The organism is Bacteroides sp. A1C1 (assembly GCF_004328515.1).
Lineage (GTDB): Bacteria > Bacteroidota > Bacteroidia > Bacteroidales > Bacteroidaceae > Bacteroides > Bacteroides uniformis.
This window is the reverse complement of the sequence record NZ_CP036491.1, coordinates 4,094,748-4,112,988: the sequence shown is the minus strand read 5'-3', so window position 1 is coordinate 4,112,988 and position 18,241 is coordinate 4,094,748. Positions and strand designations below refer to the sequence as shown.

At 48.4% G+C, this 18,241-nt stretch carries 13 protein-coding genes; 6 read left to right on the top strand and 7 right to left on the bottom strand.

What is annotated here, in order from left to right; all coding sequences use genetic code 11:
- Nucleotides 1-10: 10 nt before the first annotated feature.
- Nucleotides 11-1,309: a phenylacetate--CoA ligase family protein gene (locus tag EYA81_RS17070; protein ID WP_131226144.1), complete on the bottom strand. Its 1,299-nt coding sequence runs from the start codon at nucleotides 1,307-1,309 to the stop codon at nucleotides 11-13.
- Between the two features lie 116 nt (nucleotides 1,310-1,425).
- Between EYA81_RS17070 and uvrB the strand changes: the two genes are divergently transcribed.
- The 4 genes from uvrB (at nucleotide 1,426) to EYA81_RS17045 (ending at nucleotide 11,042) form a co-directional block, all read left to right on the top strand.
- Nucleotides 1,426-3,486 carry an excinuclease ABC subunit UvrB gene (uvrB, locus tag EYA81_RS17060; protein ID WP_117964397.1) on the top strand — a complete coding sequence of 687 codons (2,061 nt, stop codon included), beginning with the start codon at nucleotides 1,426-1,428 and terminating at the stop codon, nucleotides 3,484-3,486.
- Nucleotides 3,487-3,572: 86 nt separating this feature from the next.
- A complete protein-coding gene (locus tag EYA81_RS17055) occupies nucleotides 3,573-4,628 on the top strand; it encodes a linear amide C-N hydrolase (protein WP_131226140.1) in 1,056 nt (351 codons plus the stop codon).
- 133 nt (nucleotides 4,629-4,761) lie between these two features.
- Nucleotides 4,762-8,103, top strand: coding sequence for an exodeoxyribonuclease V subunit beta (locus EYA81_RS17050; RefSeq protein WP_131226138.1), 3,342 nt, complete (start codon nucleotides 4,762-4,764; stop codon nucleotides 8,101-8,103).
- Nucleotides 8,104-8,147: 44 nt separating this feature from the next.
- Nucleotides 8,148-11,042, top strand: a complete 2,895-nt coding sequence (locus EYA81_RS17045; protein ID WP_131226136.1) for a PD-(D/E)XK nuclease family protein — start codon at nucleotides 8,148-8,150, stop codon at nucleotides 11,040-11,042.
- 102 nt (nucleotides 11,043-11,144) lie between these two features.
- Here the strand turns inward: EYA81_RS17045 and EYA81_RS17040 are convergent, their stop codons facing one another.
- The 5 genes from EYA81_RS17040 to EYA81_RS17020 form a co-directional block, all read right to left on the bottom strand.
- Nucleotides 11,145-12,269: a response regulator gene (locus EYA81_RS17040; protein WP_117599492.1), complete on the bottom strand. Its 1,125-nt coding sequence runs from the start codon at nucleotides 12,267-12,269 to the stop codon at nucleotides 11,145-11,147.
- 41 nt (nucleotides 12,270-12,310) lie between these two features.
- Nucleotides 12,311-13,246 (bottom strand): UDP-glucuronic acid decarboxylase family protein, encoded by a 936-nt coding sequence (locus EYA81_RS17035; protein ID WP_131226135.1) that lies wholly within the window; start codon nucleotides 13,244-13,246, stop codon nucleotides 12,311-12,313.
- Nucleotides 13,247-13,411: 165 nt separating this feature from the next.
- Nucleotides 13,412-13,945 (bottom strand): ParB/RepB/Spo0J family partition protein, encoded by a 534-nt coding sequence (locus EYA81_RS17030; protein WP_117599490.1) that lies wholly within the window; start codon nucleotides 13,943-13,945, stop codon nucleotides 13,412-13,414.
- A complete protein-coding gene (locus tag EYA81_RS17025; RefSeq protein ID WP_087332529.1) occupies nucleotides 13,942-15,231 on the bottom strand; it encodes a DUF3440 domain-containing protein in 1,290 nt (429 codons plus the stop codon). Before EYA81_RS17025 ends, EYA81_RS17030 begins: the two co-directional genes overlap by 4 nt.
- Before the next feature lie 2 nt (nucleotides 15,232-15,233).
- The gene (locus EYA81_RS17020; protein ID WP_117599489.1) at nucleotides 15,234-15,629 is read right to left on the bottom strand and encodes a hypothetical protein; all 396 of its coding nucleotides are present in this window, start codon (nucleotides 15,627-15,629) and stop codon (nucleotides 15,234-15,236) included.
- A gap of 193 nt (nucleotides 15,630-15,822) precedes the next feature.
- Here EYA81_RS17020 and EYA81_RS17015 point away from each other — a divergent pair, with 193 nt between their 5' ends.
- Both EYA81_RS17015 and EYA81_RS17010 read left to right on the top strand, forming a co-directional pair.
- Nucleotides 15,823-16,374 carry a chromate transporter gene (locus EYA81_RS17015; protein WP_117599488.1) on the top strand — a complete coding sequence of 184 codons (552 nt, stop codon included), beginning with the start codon at nucleotides 15,823-15,825 and terminating at the stop codon, nucleotides 16,372-16,374.
- Nucleotides 16,371-16,895 carry a chromate transporter gene (locus tag EYA81_RS17010; RefSeq protein ID WP_117599487.1) on the top strand — a complete coding sequence of 175 codons (525 nt, stop codon included), beginning with the start codon at nucleotides 16,371-16,373 and terminating at the stop codon, nucleotides 16,893-16,895. The genes EYA81_RS17015 and EYA81_RS17010 overlap by 4 nt, the downstream gene beginning before the upstream one ends.
- Here the strand turns inward: EYA81_RS17010 and EYA81_RS17005 are convergent.
- The gene (locus EYA81_RS17005) at nucleotides 16,887-18,104 is read right to left on the bottom strand and encodes a sugar MFS transporter (protein WP_117599486.1); all 1,218 of its coding nucleotides are present in this window, start codon (nucleotides 18,102-18,104) and stop codon (nucleotides 16,887-16,889) included. The genes EYA81_RS17010 and EYA81_RS17005 overlap by 9 nt on opposite strands.
- Between the last annotated feature and the right edge of the window lie 137 nt (nucleotides 18,105-18,241).

Here is an 18,241-nt window from a genome sequence, read left to right as displayed (position 1 = left end):
AATTTGGCAATTACAATTTGCGGTTGTCGATGACGCGCTTGGCTTTGCCTACGCTGCGCTCAATACTGCGTGGTTCTACCAGACGGACATCTACACCGAGACCGAGTACGCTCTGCAGGCGGGCTACGAGCTTCTTCTTCAAAGCCAGCATCTTGTTGATTTCGTCGGAATAGTATTCGGGACGAACTTCAACCTGCAACTCCATGGTATCGGTATTGTTCTTGCGATCTACCAGTAAGAGGTAGTGAGGTTCGAACTCCGGCATTTCGAGAATGACAGACTCGATCTGGGTGGGGAATACATTGACACCACGAATAATCAGCATGTCATCGCTACGTCCCAAAATGCGGTCCATACGGACCAGTGTGCGTCCACAGGAGCACTTATCGTAGTGCAGGGCGGTGAGGTCCTTGGTACGGTAGCGCAACAGCGGCATCCCCTCTTTGGTAAGGTGAGTGAACACCAATTCGCCGGTTTCTCCAGGGGCAACCGGTTCGAGGGTCTTCGGGTCTACAATCTCGGGGAAGTAATGGTCTTCGTTGAGGTGAGTGCCGTGCTGGCACTCGCACTCGTAACCTACACCGGGACCGGCAATCTCGCTAAGTCCATAAATATCAAAAGCCTTGATTCCCAGCTTTGTTTCAATATCCCGACGCATATTTTCGGTCCATGGCTCGGCGCCAAAGGCTCCTATTTTCAACTTGAAATCTTCTCGGGGAAGGCCGGAGTCCTTGATGGCATCTGCCAGATAGAGGGCGTATGAGGGTGTGCAGCAAAGCACGGTAGAACCGAAATCATGCATCAGTGTAATCTGCTTCTCTGTATTACCGCTGGACATCGGGATGACAGAAGCTCCGATATTCTCGGCACCGGCATGCGCACCCAGTCCGCCGGTGAAAAGTCCGTAACCGTAGGACACCTGGAAAATATCCGAACTACCGGCACCATAGGCGGTAAAGGCCCGTGAAAGGCATTCGGACCATACTGAAAGGTCTTTCCGGGTATAGCCTACTACAGTGGGCTTTCCAGTAGTGCCGGAAGAGGCATGAATACGCACAATCTGGCTCATAGGTACGGCACAGAGGCCAAAGGGATAATTGTCCCGCAAGTCATACTTGGTGGTAAAAGGCAGTTTTACAATATCATCTATACTGTTTATGTCATCGGGAGTAATTCCCAGTTCCTGCATTTTCTTACGGTAAAAAGGAGTGTCATGATACACACGTTCCACAGTCTTTTTGAGACGAATGCTCTGGATTTTACGAAGGCTTTCGCGGTCCATACATTCGATGCTTTCATTCCAAATCATGTTTTTCGTTGTATTACAATTATTAATGGTTATTATCAATATAGCTGCAAAGTAAACAAAAAAATTTTGTTTATCTCAAAGATTTTACCGAATATTGCCGCTTCTAAGAAGAGAAAATGAACAAATTCGAACTGACATCCGCTTACCAGCCCACCGGTGACCAACCGGAGGCCATCGCACAGCTGACCGAAGGCGTGCGCGAGGGGCTTCCCGCACAGACATTACTTGGTGTCACCGGGTCCGGAAAGACATTCACCATAGCCAACGTCATTGCCAACATCAACAAACCAACGCTGATATTGAGCCACAACAAGACGCTGGCCGCCCAGTTGTACAGCGAGTTCAAAGGATTCTTCCCGAACAATGCTGTGGAATACTATGTGTCCTACTACGACTATTACCAGCCCGAAGCCTATCTGCCCTCTTCGGACACTTATATAGAAAAAGACCTTGCCATCAACGACGAGATAGACAAGTTGCGCCTTGCCGCCACCTCGGCCCTGCTTTCGGGCAGAAAAGACGTAGTGGTGGTATCCTCCGTTTCGTGCATCTACGGCATGGGGAACCCGGCAGACTTCTATAACAACGTCATCGAAGTGCAGCAAGGCAAGAATTTCAGTCGCAATGTCTTCCTGCGACGCTTGGTGGACAGTCTTTATGTACGCAACGACATTGACCTGAACCGTGGCAACTTCCGCGTGAAAGGCGATACGGTGGACATTTATCTGGCTTACGCCGACAACCTGCTGCGCGTCACCTTTTGGGGAGACGAGGTGGATAGCATTGAAGAGGTAGACCCTCTGAGCGGCGTAACTGTTGCCAAGTTCGACGCTTATAAGATTTATCCCGCCAACCTCTTCATGACCACCAAAGAAGCCACATTACGTGCCATCCACGAAATAGAGGACGACCTTCACAAGCAGGTACAATGGTTTGAAAACGAAGGCCGCCCATTCGAAGCCAAACGCTTGCAGGAACGGGTGACCTACGATATGGAAATGATACGCGAATTGGGGCATTGCTCCGGCATTGAGAATTATTCGCGCTACTTTGACGGACGTGCTGCCGGTACCCGCCCCTACTGCCTGCTGGACTTCTTCCCCGAAGATTTCCTGATAGTCATTGACGAAAGCCATGTCAGCGTTCCGCAGATACGTGCCATGTATGGAGGTGACCGTGCCCGCAAGATAAACCTGGTGGAGTACGGGTTCCGCTTGCCGGCTGCCATGGATAACCGCCCGCTGAAGTTCGATGAATTCGAGGAGATGGCCAAGCAAGTGATTTATGTCAGCGCCACACCGGCAGATTACGAGCTGATGAAATCCGAAGGCATCGTAGTAGAGCAGGTCATCCGCCCGACCGGACTCTTGGACCCTATCATCCAGGTACGTCCCAGCCACAACCAGATAGATGACCTAATGGAAGAGATACAGCTGCGCATCGAGAAGAACGAGCGTACCCTCGTCACCACCCTCACCAAACGAATGGCGGAAGAACTGACGGAATATCTGCTGAACAACAACGTGAAGTGTAATTACATCCACAGCGACGTAGATACTTTGGAGCGTGTAAAGATTATGGGTGACTTGCGCGAAGGCGTTTACGATGTACTTGTCGGCGTCAATCTGCTGCGTGAAGGCCTCGACCTGCCCGAAGTCTCTCTCGTTGCCATCCTCGATGCAGACAAGGAAGGTTTCCTCCGTTCCCATCGCTCACTGACACAGACTGCCGGGCGTGCCGCCCGTAACGTGAACGGCATGGTCATCATGTATGCCGACAAGATAACGGACAGCATGCAACTGACCATCGACGAAACCAACCGCCGTCGCGAGAAACAGTTGAAGTACAACGAAGAGCACGGCATCACGCCCCAGCAAATCAAGAAAGCGAAGAACCTCAATGTGTTTGCCACCAACGAGGCTGCCGGCGAAGCCGTCCTCAGCGGCGAGAAGTTCACTTCCAGTGCCCCCCGTCCCTATGTGGAACAAGAAAGTACATCTACGCTGGCTGCCGACCCGATAGTGCAGTACATGAGCCGCAAGCAACTGGAAAAGAGTATCGAACGTACCAAGAAGCTTATGCAGGAAGCCGCCAAGAAGCTCGACTTTATCGAAGCCGCCCAGTACCGTGACGAAGTACTGAAAATGGAAGAATTGCTGAAAGAAAAAGACGAGTAAGGAATTTCACCTCTTTTCCTCAAACTATACTCCTCTCCTTTTGTTACTCTATGAAACAGAGTATTAATCATAAAAACAAAAGCGAGATGAATAAACCAATAAAGACAATAGCTGTTGCACTGGCTGCCATAGCCGCCATGAGTGTACAACAAACAGAAGCGTGTACCCGCGCCACCTACATCGGTCCTGACAATACAGTCATTACGGGACGTACGATGGACTGGAAAGAAGACCTTATGAGTAACATCTATGTATTCCCACGAGGCATGCAAAGGGCAGGTTACAACAAAGGAAATACGGTGAACTGGACTTCCAGGTACGGCAGTGTCATTGCCACCGGTTATGACATAGGAACCTGCGACGGTATGAACGAGAAAGGTCTGGTTGCCAGCCTGCTCTTCCTTCCAGAGTCCGTTTACCATCGACCGGGAGACAACCGCCCGATTATGGGCATCAGTATCTGGACGCAATACGTACTCGACAATTTTGCAACCGTACGCGAAGCTGTAGATGAACTGAAAAAAGAATCCTTCCGCATTGATGCACCGGACCTGCCCAACGGTGCCGCTTCCACCCTGCATCTGGCCATCACAGATGAAACCGGAAACACGGCTGTCTTGGAATACATAGACGGAAACCTTGAGATACATGAAGGAAAGCAATATCAAGTAATGACCAACTCTCCCAAATATGAACTCCAGCTGGGTATCAACGACTATTGGAAAGAGGTAGGCGGACTGAATATGTTACCGGGAACCAACCGCTCCAGCGACCGCTTTGTACGCGCATCATTCTACATCAATGCCATTCCGCAAACAGCAGATGCAAAGATTGCCGTACCCAGTGTATTGAGCGTAATGCGCAATGTTTCTGTACCGTTCGGTATCACCACACCGGACAAGCCTCATATCTCCTCCACCCGTTGGCGTTCTGTATCCGACCAGAAAAACAAAGTATATTATTTTGAATCTACCATGATTCCCAACTTGTTCTGGCTCGACCTGAATAAAATTGATTTCAGTCCGAATGCAAGCATCAAGAAGCTTTCGCTGACGAACGGAGAAATCTATGCAGGAGATGCCGTAAAAGATTTGAAAGACAGCAAGGGATTTGTATTCCTATTCCAGACACCGGTAATGTAGTATAGACCATACGTATAGCCTCTTGATAACGGATGCTTCCCCACTTATTTCTATTAAGAGAAAGCAGGGAAGCATTCATTTTTTCATTATTTTTATGTACGTTTGCAGATATATACTCAATGCAGCAACTTACATGGAATTATTAGTATACAAAGCCTCCGCCGGCTCCGGCAAGACCTTTACGCTGGCTGTGGAATACATCAAGCATTTGATAATCAATCCACGCGCCTACCGGCAGATACTTGCCGTAACCTTCACTAACAAGGCCACGGCAGAGATGAAGGAGCGCATACTGACACAGCTTTACGGCATCTGGAAGGGAGAACCCGCATCGAAAGCGTATTTGGAAAGGATTAAGGATGAAGGGTTAAGGATAAAAGATGAAAAGGCGGGAAACGGAAACAATCGGCTGTTGACGGACGAAGACATCCGCCAACGGGCCGGCATGGCACTGCAATACATGCTGCACGACTACAGCCGTTTCCGAGTGGAAACCATCGACTCCTTCTTCCAATCCGTGATGCGCAACCTTGCCCGCGAACTGGAACTGAGTCCTAACCTAAGCATAGAGCTGAACAACAGTGAAGTGCTGAGTGATGCCGTAGACAGCCTCATCGAAAAACTTACCCCCACTTCTCCCGTGCTGGCGTGGCTACTGGACTACATCGACGAGCGTATCCGCGACGACAAACGCTGGAACGTATCGAACGAGGTGAAAAGTTTCGGACGAAATATCTTCGATGAAAGCTACATAGAACGCGGTGAAAAACTACGGCAATGCCTGCGTACTCCGAATACGCTGAAACTCTACCGGGATGTGCTGCGCGATATGGAAACCGAGGCTCTGGAACAGATGAAAAGCTTCTACGACCAGTTTGAGGGCGAACTGGAAGGGCATGCCCTTACTCCCGAAGACTTGAAAGGAGGTGCCCGAGGTATCGGCAGTTACTTCCGCAAGCTGCGCGATGGCAGACTTTCTGACAAGGATGTGCTGAACGCCACCCTGCAAAACAGCCTGGCAGATGCAAAAAACTGGGCAACGAAAACATCCTCACGAAAGGACGACATCATCCGTCTGGCAGAAACCAGTCTGATGCCTCTACTGCAGGAAGCCGAAAGAATGCGTCCGCAACGCAACCGTACCCTAAACAGTTGCCGCCTCTCGCTCCAGCACCTCAACAAACTGCAACTTCTCAATCATATCGACGAAGAGGTACGCACGCTAAACCGGGAGCACAACCGCTTTCTGCTCTCGGATACCAACGCCCTACTGCACAAACTGGTGCGCGAGGGTGACTCTTCGTTCGTCTTCGAGAAAATCGGCGCCAACATACGCAACGTCATGATTGACGAGTTCCAGGACACCAGCCGCATGCAATGGGACAACTTCCGCCTGCTGCTGCTCGAAGGACTTTCGCAAGGAGCCGACAGTCTGATTGTGGGAGATGTGAAGCAGTCCATCTACCGCTGGCGGAACGGGGACTGGGGAATACTGAATAGTTTAGGCAATGAAGAATTGAAAATGGAGAATAGAGAATCAAGTTCTCCATTAAACAACTTCCCCGTCCGTGTGGAAACCCTAAAAACAAACCGACGTAGCGAAACCAACATTATCCGTTTCAACAACCAAGTATTTACCGCTGCCATAGACTACCTCAATGCGCTACACCTGAACGAACTGAAAGAGGATTGCCTACCCCTGAAACGCGCTTATGCCGACGTAGTGCAGGAATCGCCCAAGAACACGGAGTACGGCTACGTAAAAGCTGCCTTCCTTGAACCGGACGATGAACACAACTATACAGAGCAGACCCTTCTCGCCTTAGGAGAAGAAGTACAGCGGCTGCTGGAAGAGGGCGTAACACTGAATGACATCACTATCCTTGTCCGCAAGAACAAGAATATCCCACCGATAGCCGACTATTTCGACAAAGAGCTGCATCTCTCTGTCGTGTCCGACGAAGCTTTCCGTCTGGATGCCTCCCTTGCCATCTGCATGCTGATGGATGCCCTGCGCTGCCTGTCGAATCCGGAGAACAAGATTGCGGAGGCTGCACTGATGGAGAATTACAAATTACAAATGACAAATGACGAGCAACCGGAATTCACAACAGCCACTCCCCTTCCCGAAGCCTTTACCTCCCGACGGGAAACGCTGCGCCTGATGCCTTTGTATGAGTTACTGGAAGAACTGTTCAGCATCTTCACCATGAGCTGCATTGAAAAGCAGGATGCCTACCTCTTCTCCTTTTTCGATGCTGTGACGGAGTATCTGCAAAGCAATTCTTCCGAGCTGGACAGCTTCATCCGCTACTGGGACGAAACCCTTTGCAGCAAGACCATCCCCAGCGGTGAGATGGACGGTATACGTATCCTCTCCATCCACAAGTCCAAAGGACTGGAATTCCATACCGTACTGATTCCCTTCTGCGACTGGAAGCTGGAGAACGAAACCAACAACCAGCTGGTGTGGTGCATCCCACCGGAAGAGCCCTATAATGCCATCAGCTTAGTGCCGGTGAACTATTCCACCACCATGGCGGAATCCATATACCGGCAGGACTATCTGCACGAACGGCTTCAGCTATGGGTGGACAATCTGAATCTGCTGTACGTGGCCTTTACCCGTGCCGGCAAGAACCTCATCCTCTGGAGCCGGAAGGAACAGAAGGGAACCATGTCCGAACTCCTTGCCAACACCTTGCCCCGCATAGCCAAAGACGGAGCAGGCAGTTGGGACGAAGAAGCTGCCATATACGAGAACGGCAAGATTTGTCTCTCCTCCATCCCCGTCTCACAGCATGACGCAGACAACCCTACTGATGACGAAGCCAAACCTCTATGCTACGAACAGAAACCTCTATACTGCGAACGTAAACCTGAGGTTTATGAACAGCAACCGGTCAACAGACTTTCGCAAAAGCCGGTCAAACTGCCCGTCCACATGGAGAGTATGCTCCACGACATCGAGTTCCGGCAATCCAACCGTTCGGCAGACTTCATAGCAGGAGTGGACGAAGCAGAATCCAGCCAGCGTTTCATCAACCGGGGACGTTTGCTGCATACCTTATTCTCTGCTATCGAAACCGAAGAAGATATTGACAATGCCATCAGCCAGCTCGTCTTTGAAGGAGTAATTGGACGAAGTGAGACGGAAGAAGAAATACGCGACCTCACCGAACGCGCCTTCTCCCTGCCCCAAGTCAAGGACTGGTATTCGGGGACGTGGCGGCTGTTCAATGAATGCGACATCATCTGGCAGGAAAACGGCGAACTGCGGACACGCCGCCCGGACCGTGTGATGATGCGTGGTGAAGAAATTGTAGTGGTAGACTTCAAGTTCGGAAAGCCGAATAAGAAGTACAACAAGCAAGTACAGAGATACATGCAACTGCTGGTCCGCATGGGGTATGCCGCAGAAAATATACGGGGCTACTTGTGGTATGTAGAGGAGAACAACATAGAACCGGTATAAACTCACTCTCCATCCACTATCAACTATCAATTATCAACTGAATTATGAAAACATTTCTCCAACTGGTCGCCCACGACCTTTACGCCAAAATAGGAAACGACCTCTCGCGCACCGCCATCGTTTTCCCCAACAAACGTGCCAGTCTGTTCTTCAACGAATACCTGGCAGCCGAAACGGACCGCCCCTTGTGGTCGCCCGCCTACGTCAGCATCAGCGAACTATTCCGGCAACTCTCGCCACTAAAGTCCGGTGACCCCATCCGCCTGGTATGCGAACTGTATAAGGTGTTCCGCGAAGAGACCCACAGTGAAGAGACTCTGGATGACTTCTACTTCTGGGGAGAACTGCTCATCAGCGACTTCGACGACGTGGACAAAAACCTCGTAGATGCCGACAAGCTCTTCAGCAATCTGCAGGAACTGAAGAACATCATGGACGGCTACGACTTCCTTGACCAAGAGCAGGAAGAAGCCATCCGCCAATTCTTCCAAAATTTCTCCATAGAAAAGCGCACGGAGCTGAAAGCAAAATTCATCTCCCTCTGGGATAAGTTGGGCGACATCTACCGCCACTACCGCCGAAACCTCACGGAACTTGGCATCGCCTACGAAGGCATGATGTACCGCAATGTCATGGAGCAACTCAACACCGACCGACTACGCTACGACCGCTATGTATTTGTCGGCTTCAACGTGCTGAATAGAGTAGAAACCCGTTTCTTTCAGCTCTTGCAGAATGCCGGAAAAGCGATGTTCTATTGGGACTATGACGTATTCTACACCCGCCTCCCACGCGAACAAAAACCACCCTATACCCACGAAGCAGGCGAATTCATCCTCCGCAACCTAAAGCTGTTCCCCAACCAGCTCCCCGAAAAATCCTTTGATGTACTGCGGAAACCCAAGAATGTACGCTTTATCTCCGCTTCTACGGAAAATGCACAAGCCCGTTACTTGCCTCAATGGATTAGGGAGAACGAAAAACAGAGAAATAAAGAATCTTCATTAAAGGATACTGCCGTCGTCCTCTGCAACGAATCCCTACTGCTTCCCGTCCTCCACTCCATTCCGGCAGAGGTAAAGAACGTCAACATCACAATGGGATTCCCCCTTGCCCAAACTCCGGTATACAGCTTCATCAACGCCCTTGTAGAACTACAGACTACCGGCTACCACACAGGTACCGGACGATATACTTACGAGACCGTACTCACCCTGCTGAAACATCCTTATACCCGGCAGCTTTCCTCCCATGCCGAAGTACTGGAAAGACGGCTTACGCAGGACAATCGCTTCTATCCTCTTCCCTCGGAGCTGAAGCAGGACGCATTCCTTGAACAAGTCTTTACACCACAGAACGGCATCGCCGCCCTATGCAGCTACCTCACCGAACTGCTTCGCGAAGTAGCCGTCCTCTACCGCCAGGAAAAAGACGTGGAAGACATCTTCAACCAGCTGTACCGTGAGTCTCTGTTCAAAAGTTACACTCTCGTCAATCGCCTGCTCAATCTGATAGAGACCGGGGAACTGAGTAGCCTGCGCACAGACACGCTGAAGCGACTGCTGAACCGGCTGCTTACCTCTGCCAACATCCCCTTCCACGGAGAGCCCGCCATCGGCATGCAAGTAATGGGTGTGCTGGAAACGCGTAACCTCGACTTCCGCAATCTTATCATGCTCTCCCTCAACGAAGGGCAATTGCCCAAAGCCGGAGGCGAGTCCTCCTTCATCCCCTACAACCTAAGGAAAGCCTTCGGCATGACCACCATAGAGCACAAAAATGCCGTCTATGCCTACTACTTCTACCGCCTCATCCAGCGGGCAGAAAACGTCACCTTATTATATAACACCTCTTCGGACGGACTGAACCGCGGGGAAATGTCCCGCTTCATGCTGCAATTCCTGGTAGAATCGCCACACAACATCTCCCTTGAGTACCTTGAAGCCGGACAATCCCCCCAGCAAGCCCGGGAAATTGAGATTCACAAGACACCGGAGATGTTGCAACAGATGTTCGATGCCTACGACATCCACCGACGTCCCCAAGCGTTCTTCTCCCCCTCTGCCCTCAATGCCTATCTGGACTGCCGGCTGAAATTCTACTACCGATACGTAGCTGGCCTGAAAGCTCCCGATGAAGTAAGCGCCGAGATAGACTCCGCCCTCTTCGGCACCATCTTCCACCGTTCTGCCGAACTGGTGTACAACGAACTGATAGCCAACGGACGGGAGATACGTAAAGATGACCTGGAACAATTACTGAAAGACGATGTTCGCCTGCAAGCCTATGTGGACAATGCTTTCAAAGAAAAGTTCTTCCATGTGCCCCTTACGGAGCAACCGGAGTATAACGGTACGCAGCTCATCCATTCCAAAGTCATCGCCTCTTACCTGCGCCAGCTCCTGCGCAATGACCTGCAATATGCCCCGTTCCGTATGGAGGGCATGGAACAGGACGTCAGAGAAACGATGGAAATAGATACTCCGCAAGGAAAGCTTGCCTTACAGATAGGCGGTACCATCGACCGCCTGGACAGCAAAGGAGACACGCTACGTATTGTGGACTACAAGACAGGCGGTACTCCCAAGACTCCAGAAAATATAGAACAACTGTTTACTCCCGCCGACAACCGTCCCAACTATATTTTCCAGACGTTTTTGTACGCCGCCATCCTCTGCCGCAAGCAATCGCTGAAGGTAGCCCCTTCCCTGCTCTACATCCACCGGGCAGCTTCCGAAAGCTACTCCCCGATCATCGAAATGGGAGCGCCACGACAACCCAAGGTACCGGTCAACAACTTCGCTTTCTTCGAAGACGAGTTCCGCAAACGGCTGCACGGACTCCTGCAGGAGATATTCAGCCAAGAAGAAACATTCAGCCAAACAGAGGATACCCGGAAATGTGAATATTGCGATTTCCGCAGTCTGTGTAAGAGATAAAAAAACAGACCATCCGTTCATAAGAAACAGACGGTCTATTTGAGTCTGACGGATGGTCTGTTTTACTTCAACGGACCATCCGTTCTATTTTCTTCGTTATCATTACTTCACCGGAATAGAGAAGCTGAATATGGAGCCTTCGCCCTCCTTGGAAGTAAACCACAGTTTACCGCCATTCTTCACGACAAAATCCTTGCACAGCAACAAGCCCAGTCCCGAGCCTTCTTCGTTGTTCGTACCGAACGTGCTGAAATGCGTATCAGCATGCAACAATTTCTTCTGCCCTTCCTCGCTGATGCCACAGCCATGATCTTGAACACTAACAACTGCCATACCATTCACTTCCTCCATCTTCACCAATATTTCGGAATTCTCCTTGCTGAACTTGATGGCATTGCTCAACAAGTTGCGGACTACCGTCTTCAGCATGTCAATATCAGCGTTAACCATCATTCTCTCCGGTTTCATCTCGCGGATTCTTATCTTTTTCAGACTTGCCACCATACTAAAAATCTCAATGACACCGTCTGTCACTTCGACGAGATCCACATCCTGATAAACCACATTCAACTTACCGATTTGACTCTTTGTCCATTTCAGCAAGTTATCCAGCAATGAGAACACATCCTCCGTTGTCTGATTAGCCATCGTCAGAAGCTCGTACATTTCAGCACCTATTTTCTCAAATGGCAAGTTCAATATCAGCATATTCAGCACCATCTTGATGGATCCCATCGGAGAACGCAGGTCATGGGCAATCACCGAATAGAGCTTGTCACGCCCGGCAATGGTACGTTGCAGTTCTTCCGTCTTACTCAAAATCAGCCGCTTGGCAGCTACCAAAGATATTTGGTGGGTAACACGGATAATCAGTTCCTCCTTATTGAAAGGTTTAGAGATGAAGTCATTCGCTCCTACCTGAAAGCCTTTCACAATATCTGCCGTACTATTCAGTGCGGTCAGAAAGATGATCGGAATTTCAGCAGTCTGCGGATTTGACTTTAAATGTTGGGCTACTTCAAAACCACTCATGTCCGGCATCATTACATCAAGCAAAACCAAGTCAGGATTTTCCTTTTCCACCTGCTCCAATGCCTGCCGCCCGTTACTCGCAGTAGCAATTGCGAATTTCTCGTTTGTCAAAAGCACTTTCAACAATAAAACATTTGACATCACATCGTCAACGATGAGGATCTTGTATTCGGAAGGATTTATTTCCATGTTCATCTTTCTATATTGTTTTTCCCGTTATCAAAATCACTATTTAGTTAGGAACGATATTCCTTAAAATACTCTATTATATACTGTAAACCCTCTTCCAACTCTATAGTCGGTTCCCAGCCCAACTTTTCCTTTGCCAGAGTGATGTCCGGCTGACGCTGTTTGGGATCATCATGAGGCAATGGTTTGAAAATCAGTTTCGATTTGGAATTCGTCAACCTGATGACCTTTTCCGCCAGTTCCAATATGGAGAATTCATTCGGATTTCCCAAGTTTACCGGACCGATAAAATCGTCCTCCGTATTCATCATCCGTACCATACCTTCTATACAGTCATCTACATACTGGAAACTCCGTGTCTGATTGCCCGAACCGTATATCGTAATATCCAGGTTCTGCAATGCCTGAACCACGAAATTGGAAACCACCCGTCCGTCATTCGGCAGCATCCGAGGACCGTACGTATTGAATATACGGATAATCTTGATCCGCACTCCATTCTGGCGGTGATAGTCCATAAACAATGTCTCGGCACAACGCTTCCCTTCATCATAACAAGAACGGAGGCCGATTGGATTTACATTTCCCCAATAACTTTCCACTTGGGGATGAATAACGGGGTCACCGTACACTTCGCTGGTAGAGGCCTGCAATATCTTGGCATTCGTCTTTTTGGCCAGTTCCAGCATATTGATGGCGCCCAATACAGAAGTCTTGATAGTTTTAATGGCGTCATATTGGTAGTGGATGGGAGAAGCGGGACAAGCAAGATTATAGATTTCGTCCACATCTGCATCATAAGGGGTTTCCACATCATGCAGTACAAACTCAAAGCGGGGATTGCTCTTCAGATGAGTGATATTTCCTTCCGAACCGGTGAAAAGATTATCCAGACAAATCACCTGATGCCCATCGTTTATCAATCGGGTACAAAGGTGAGAACCTATAAAACCAGCACCACCACTAACCAAAATTTTCTTCATGTAATGTTTTTTATAGTGCCTTAAAGCACATAAGACCTATTCTGTTTGTTTTGATGCTGACAAATGTAGGCGATTTGACTAAATTATGCAAGTTTGCAACGAAATATTTCACTTATTAATGAATATAAAGAGGCAGATTAAAAAATCCACCCCTGAAACATTCATTTATTTATCCAACATATACTCTTCTTTCTTATCCGGAATGCTGAAGTCCTTGTTCGCAAACAAGTCTGCCAAACCCGAAATTTGCTTTAAACGCAATACTTCGTCGCGATCCATTCCGATATTCTTCATTATCCATTCATCCGACATGCCAGCTCTGTCCAATTCCGCAACAATATGGCACATCAACTCGATGTTGTGCGTGCCACGGGCACGATTGTGACGGATAGTGGATGCCATACGGTTGGAAAGTTCCTTGTCAATCACTACCACGGGAAGCAACCCGTTTTCACGCTGATAAATCCTCTTGGATGTCTTCAACACCTGATAACGGTGGTAGCCGTCCACCAGGATATAATTATCCGCTTCCTCATCATAGTAACAGACACAAGGCATGGTGAAACCATCTTCCCAAATGGAAAGCTCCAAAAGCTTCATTTCGGGCGGTGCCACTACATTCGGATTGTAATCGTTTGCTTGTATCTTCTCTATTGGAATTGCCTTTACATTATATACCGGACTTTTATCTACGCTCATAACATCATATTTTTGAATTGTTCCATTATCTTGTCTCTTTTGTATGCCTCTTCCTTGTTCAAGGCAAACCCCATGTACTTGCAGGCATGGTCGTTCTTCAGGATGCATATGCACATCCGCTTATAAGTGGGGATTTCCCGGAATTCCGCGATGTCAATATCATCCAGATAGTCCATGCGCACCGGTTTCTTGTTCGTCTTGTAATTCGTGGTATTTATCACTTCGATGGACACTCCTGCATCCCTCAGCTTCTGGATGGTCTCGTCAGCCAGACACCCCCCCTTTGTACGCCAAAATTCAATGCTAACGGTAAGCTTTTTCAAGTAGTTCCTCCGGGTCTCTTCCGGCAAGGTGGAAAGCAGGAACTGCATAAAGCCCTTCCACGTATACCCTTCGGGCAGTCGGACCGTTTGCCACCCCATAGCACGCGTCCCTCCATAAATACCGGTAAAATTCACCCCGTTGACCCGTCCTATCATTCTTCCCCAAGTATTCGGGTCGATGACGCGATACAGCTTCAAGCTCTCTTGTGCCTCACAGAGAAAAGGGCTTGCCACACGCTGGCGTTCGATATTGACCCCGGCTTTATAATATAGGTCATACAAATGGTTATAGTCAAAGCCGAATTTACCATTGGCTGTCCAGATATCCGTCGTCTTCCAATCATAAATGGGATAAGCATTGAAAATGTCATTGCCTATCTTCGAGGTCCAGCGGTAATTGTGGTACATCTGATACTTCCGGTTCAGATGAATGCTGCGCCAGCGGTTAAAACTCTCTTGCGTACGGATGCCTATGAGAAAGCAGGCACGCACTCCGTCCTTCTTCTCATGCAGCCATTTGGCAAAGTGCATCTGGAACTCATAATCCCACATTTCGGGAGTGTAGAAAGGAAACGTCTCTTTAGTGAGGCAGCCTTTCGGCATTTTCCTCACCCAAATGTCCTCCAAATCCTCCTGCCACGGACGCCAGTAGCTCTGGTACATCGACGTACAAGTCGTTACACGGAAAGGCACGCAAACACGGTACACCTCCAATATATCCTTATTCGCCTCCAATACCCGGTCCACATAATCAATGGTCATGCTGTACTGTATTTCATAGTCCATATGGAATACACACAGTTTACGGTTCAACCGGTTCCGGCGGATATAGTCTATGCATAAATTCAGCAACACTCCACTATCTTTCCCTCCCGAAAAAGAGACGCATATCGTGTCAAACTCCCTAAAAATCACATCAAGACGTTCTTGCGCCAGTTCATACACATTTTTGGGTGCAGCCATAATTATTTGTTTTTCTTCATTTTCACATAACGGGTCCATACCTTGTCTTCCAAAAAGCCCAGCTCGCTGAAGACATCCCTATCTTCGACAAAGCTAACAGCCGTCAGGCTACTCTCCTTGCCCTGCTTCTCAAGTACCTTTTCCAGAAGCAATTTCAGAGTGTCAACATTCCTTTCCTTAATATAATAGTTGTTGATGACACATTCATACTTCTTGTGCTCCACTGGCACAAAACCTACAACATGTTTATTATCCAAAGCAACAAACCACTCGTACTCTTCCGCTGTCCTGAAAGGATAATTGTAGTTCTGTTTCAGTACTTCCGGACTCATAACCAAAGGGGCTACAAGCTCATACAGCTTCTTATCCGTACCATGTAATTGCACTATCTGTATCATACCTACATTTTATATTATTTGTAATTACGTGTTAAAGATAAAGCTTATTTACGACGGAATATCCTCCTTTTAAATAGATTTAAGAATATAGCCCTACAATATAAAATATCAATAAATAAATATTATACCCCTAATTTGTATATGTTGATTAATTTGGGTTTCTTTGCAAAAGAACGTCACCCGAAGAGAAATAATGAAATATTTACTGCTTTTTATGACCTTTGCCAAGATAGGAATGTTCACTATCGGTGGTGGATACGCTATGATACCTCTCATTGAACGGGAAATCGTAAAAAAGAGATGGATGAGTAAAGAAGATTTCATGGAAATGTTTGCGTTGAGTCAGTCACTTCCCGGTGTTTTTGCTGTCAATATATCCATATTCGTCGGCTACAAGCTGCATAAAGTAAAAGGCAGCCTGGTGTGTGCACTTGCCACAATCCTCCCCTCTTTTGTCATCATGATGCTGATAGCCATGTCCTTCGCTCATTTCCAGGACAACCAGGTGATGATACGCATCTTTAATGGCATCCGTCCGGCAGTAGTCGCACTGATTGTGATACCCTGCATTTCGGCTGCACGGGCGCTGAAGCTGAAGTATTGGCAACCGGTGCTTCCAGCCATCGCCACCATACTCATCTGGCAATTCGGGCTATCCCCCGTATACATTGTCCTTGCAGGAATTGCAGGAGGAATGCTCTATACATTATGGTTAAAAGATAAACTGAGAAAATTACAGATATGATTTATTGGCAGCTGATATTGGTATATCTGAAAATCGGAATGTTCGGTTTTGGAGGCGGTTACGCCATGTTGTCCCTCATCCAATACGAGGTGGTGGACCACCATCACTGGCTCACCCTGCAACAATTCACGGACGTGGTGGCCATCTCGCAGATGACGCCCGGTCCGATAGGCATCAACAGTGCCACCTATGTGGGCTATGCAGTTACTCAAAGCGTGTGGGGAGCTGTCGTGGCCACCGTTGCAGTATGCCTTCCCTCGTTCATCCTGGTATTGCTCATCTCTTACTTCTTCGTGAAATGCAAAGACAACAAATACATCAAGGCGGCAATGTCTGGACTACTGCCCATGTCCGTATCATTGATAGCTGCTGCTGCCCTATTGCTGATGAACAAGGAAAATTTCATAGATTACAAAAGCATACTTATCTTTGCAGCCGCTTTCGGCGTGACGTGGAAGTGGCACCTTCACCCTATCTTACTGATAATCCTTGCCGGAATCGCAGGATTCCTTCTATATTGAGGAAGCGGTAGAGACGGACACCATCTTGCGAGCATATGCCCATACCACGCAATAGGCAACCAGCGGTACAATGAACGCCCACACCATCGTCGTATGGTCTGCCACCAGTCCCATCAACAGCGGACCTACCACGCCTCCCACGGGAGACATCATCAGGAAAGAGGAAGCCCTCTTGGTATGGTTGCCCAGCCCGCGCAAGGAAAGGGCAAAAATCGTGGGAAACATAATAGCCTCAAACGCATATCCGCACAACAGAGCTGCAAGCGATATCATCCCTACATCCAGCAGTACCAACGAAGTAGTCACTACTGTCCCCGTAGCACACACCAGCAACATTTTCTCGGCACGCACACGTCCCATAATCCAGCTACCGGCAAAACGTCCCAACATAAATAATCCCAGTCCACCGAAAGAAAGCACTACGGAAGCTTCGCGGGCATTCATCCAATTCTGCTCCACCACGTAATTGATGAAGAAGCTGTTGATGGAAATCTCGCCGACCTCATAGGCAAACAAGGCTATCAGCCCGAAAATGAAAAGCCGGTGTGACCACAATCCGACCTTATTACCAGCTTCGTCCACCTCCACACTATGTTCAATCTCGGGCAACTTGATTCTTGAAAAGACCAGCGCTACCAGCAACACAATTACCCCCATGCAGATATAGGGCAATGCGACATTACCCGAGCCCGTCTGCCCATCCTTCGAGAAGAGTAGCAGTCCAGCCAGTACCGGCGCACAGATACATCCCAGACCATTGAAGGATTGTGCGAAATTCAGTCGGCTGGCAGCAGTTTCCTTTGCGCCCAATTCTGTGGCATAAGGATTGGCGGCAGTTTCAAGAAATGTCAGTCCGCAGCCTATCACGAACAATGCAAACAAGAAAAGATTAAAAGACAGATAATGCTGCCCGGGGATAAAGAGCAGCGAACCGATGCCGTAGAGCAACAGACCGAATACCACACCCCGGCGGTATCCGAAGCGACTGATGAAAAGTCCTGCAGGAATGGCCATAATGAAGTATCCCATATACATCGTCATCTGTATAAAGGCCGAATGTGTCTTCGTGATATCCAGTATCTCTTGAAAGTGCTTGTTCAGTACATTCAGAATGGCATGGGCAAATCCCCACAAAAAGAAAAGAGAGGTAATCAAAATGAAGGGCACAAGGTATTGTCTGCCCACCAATGGTATTCGTTTCTGTTTCATAATATGATAATTCCAGACAATCGTTGCAAGGCGATTGATAATTGCGGGTGCAAAGATAAACAAAACTCCCGGTCTTTACCCAACATTTTCCTATTCGCTATTGTACGGAGCAGCTTTTTCTCTAACTTTACTGCCAT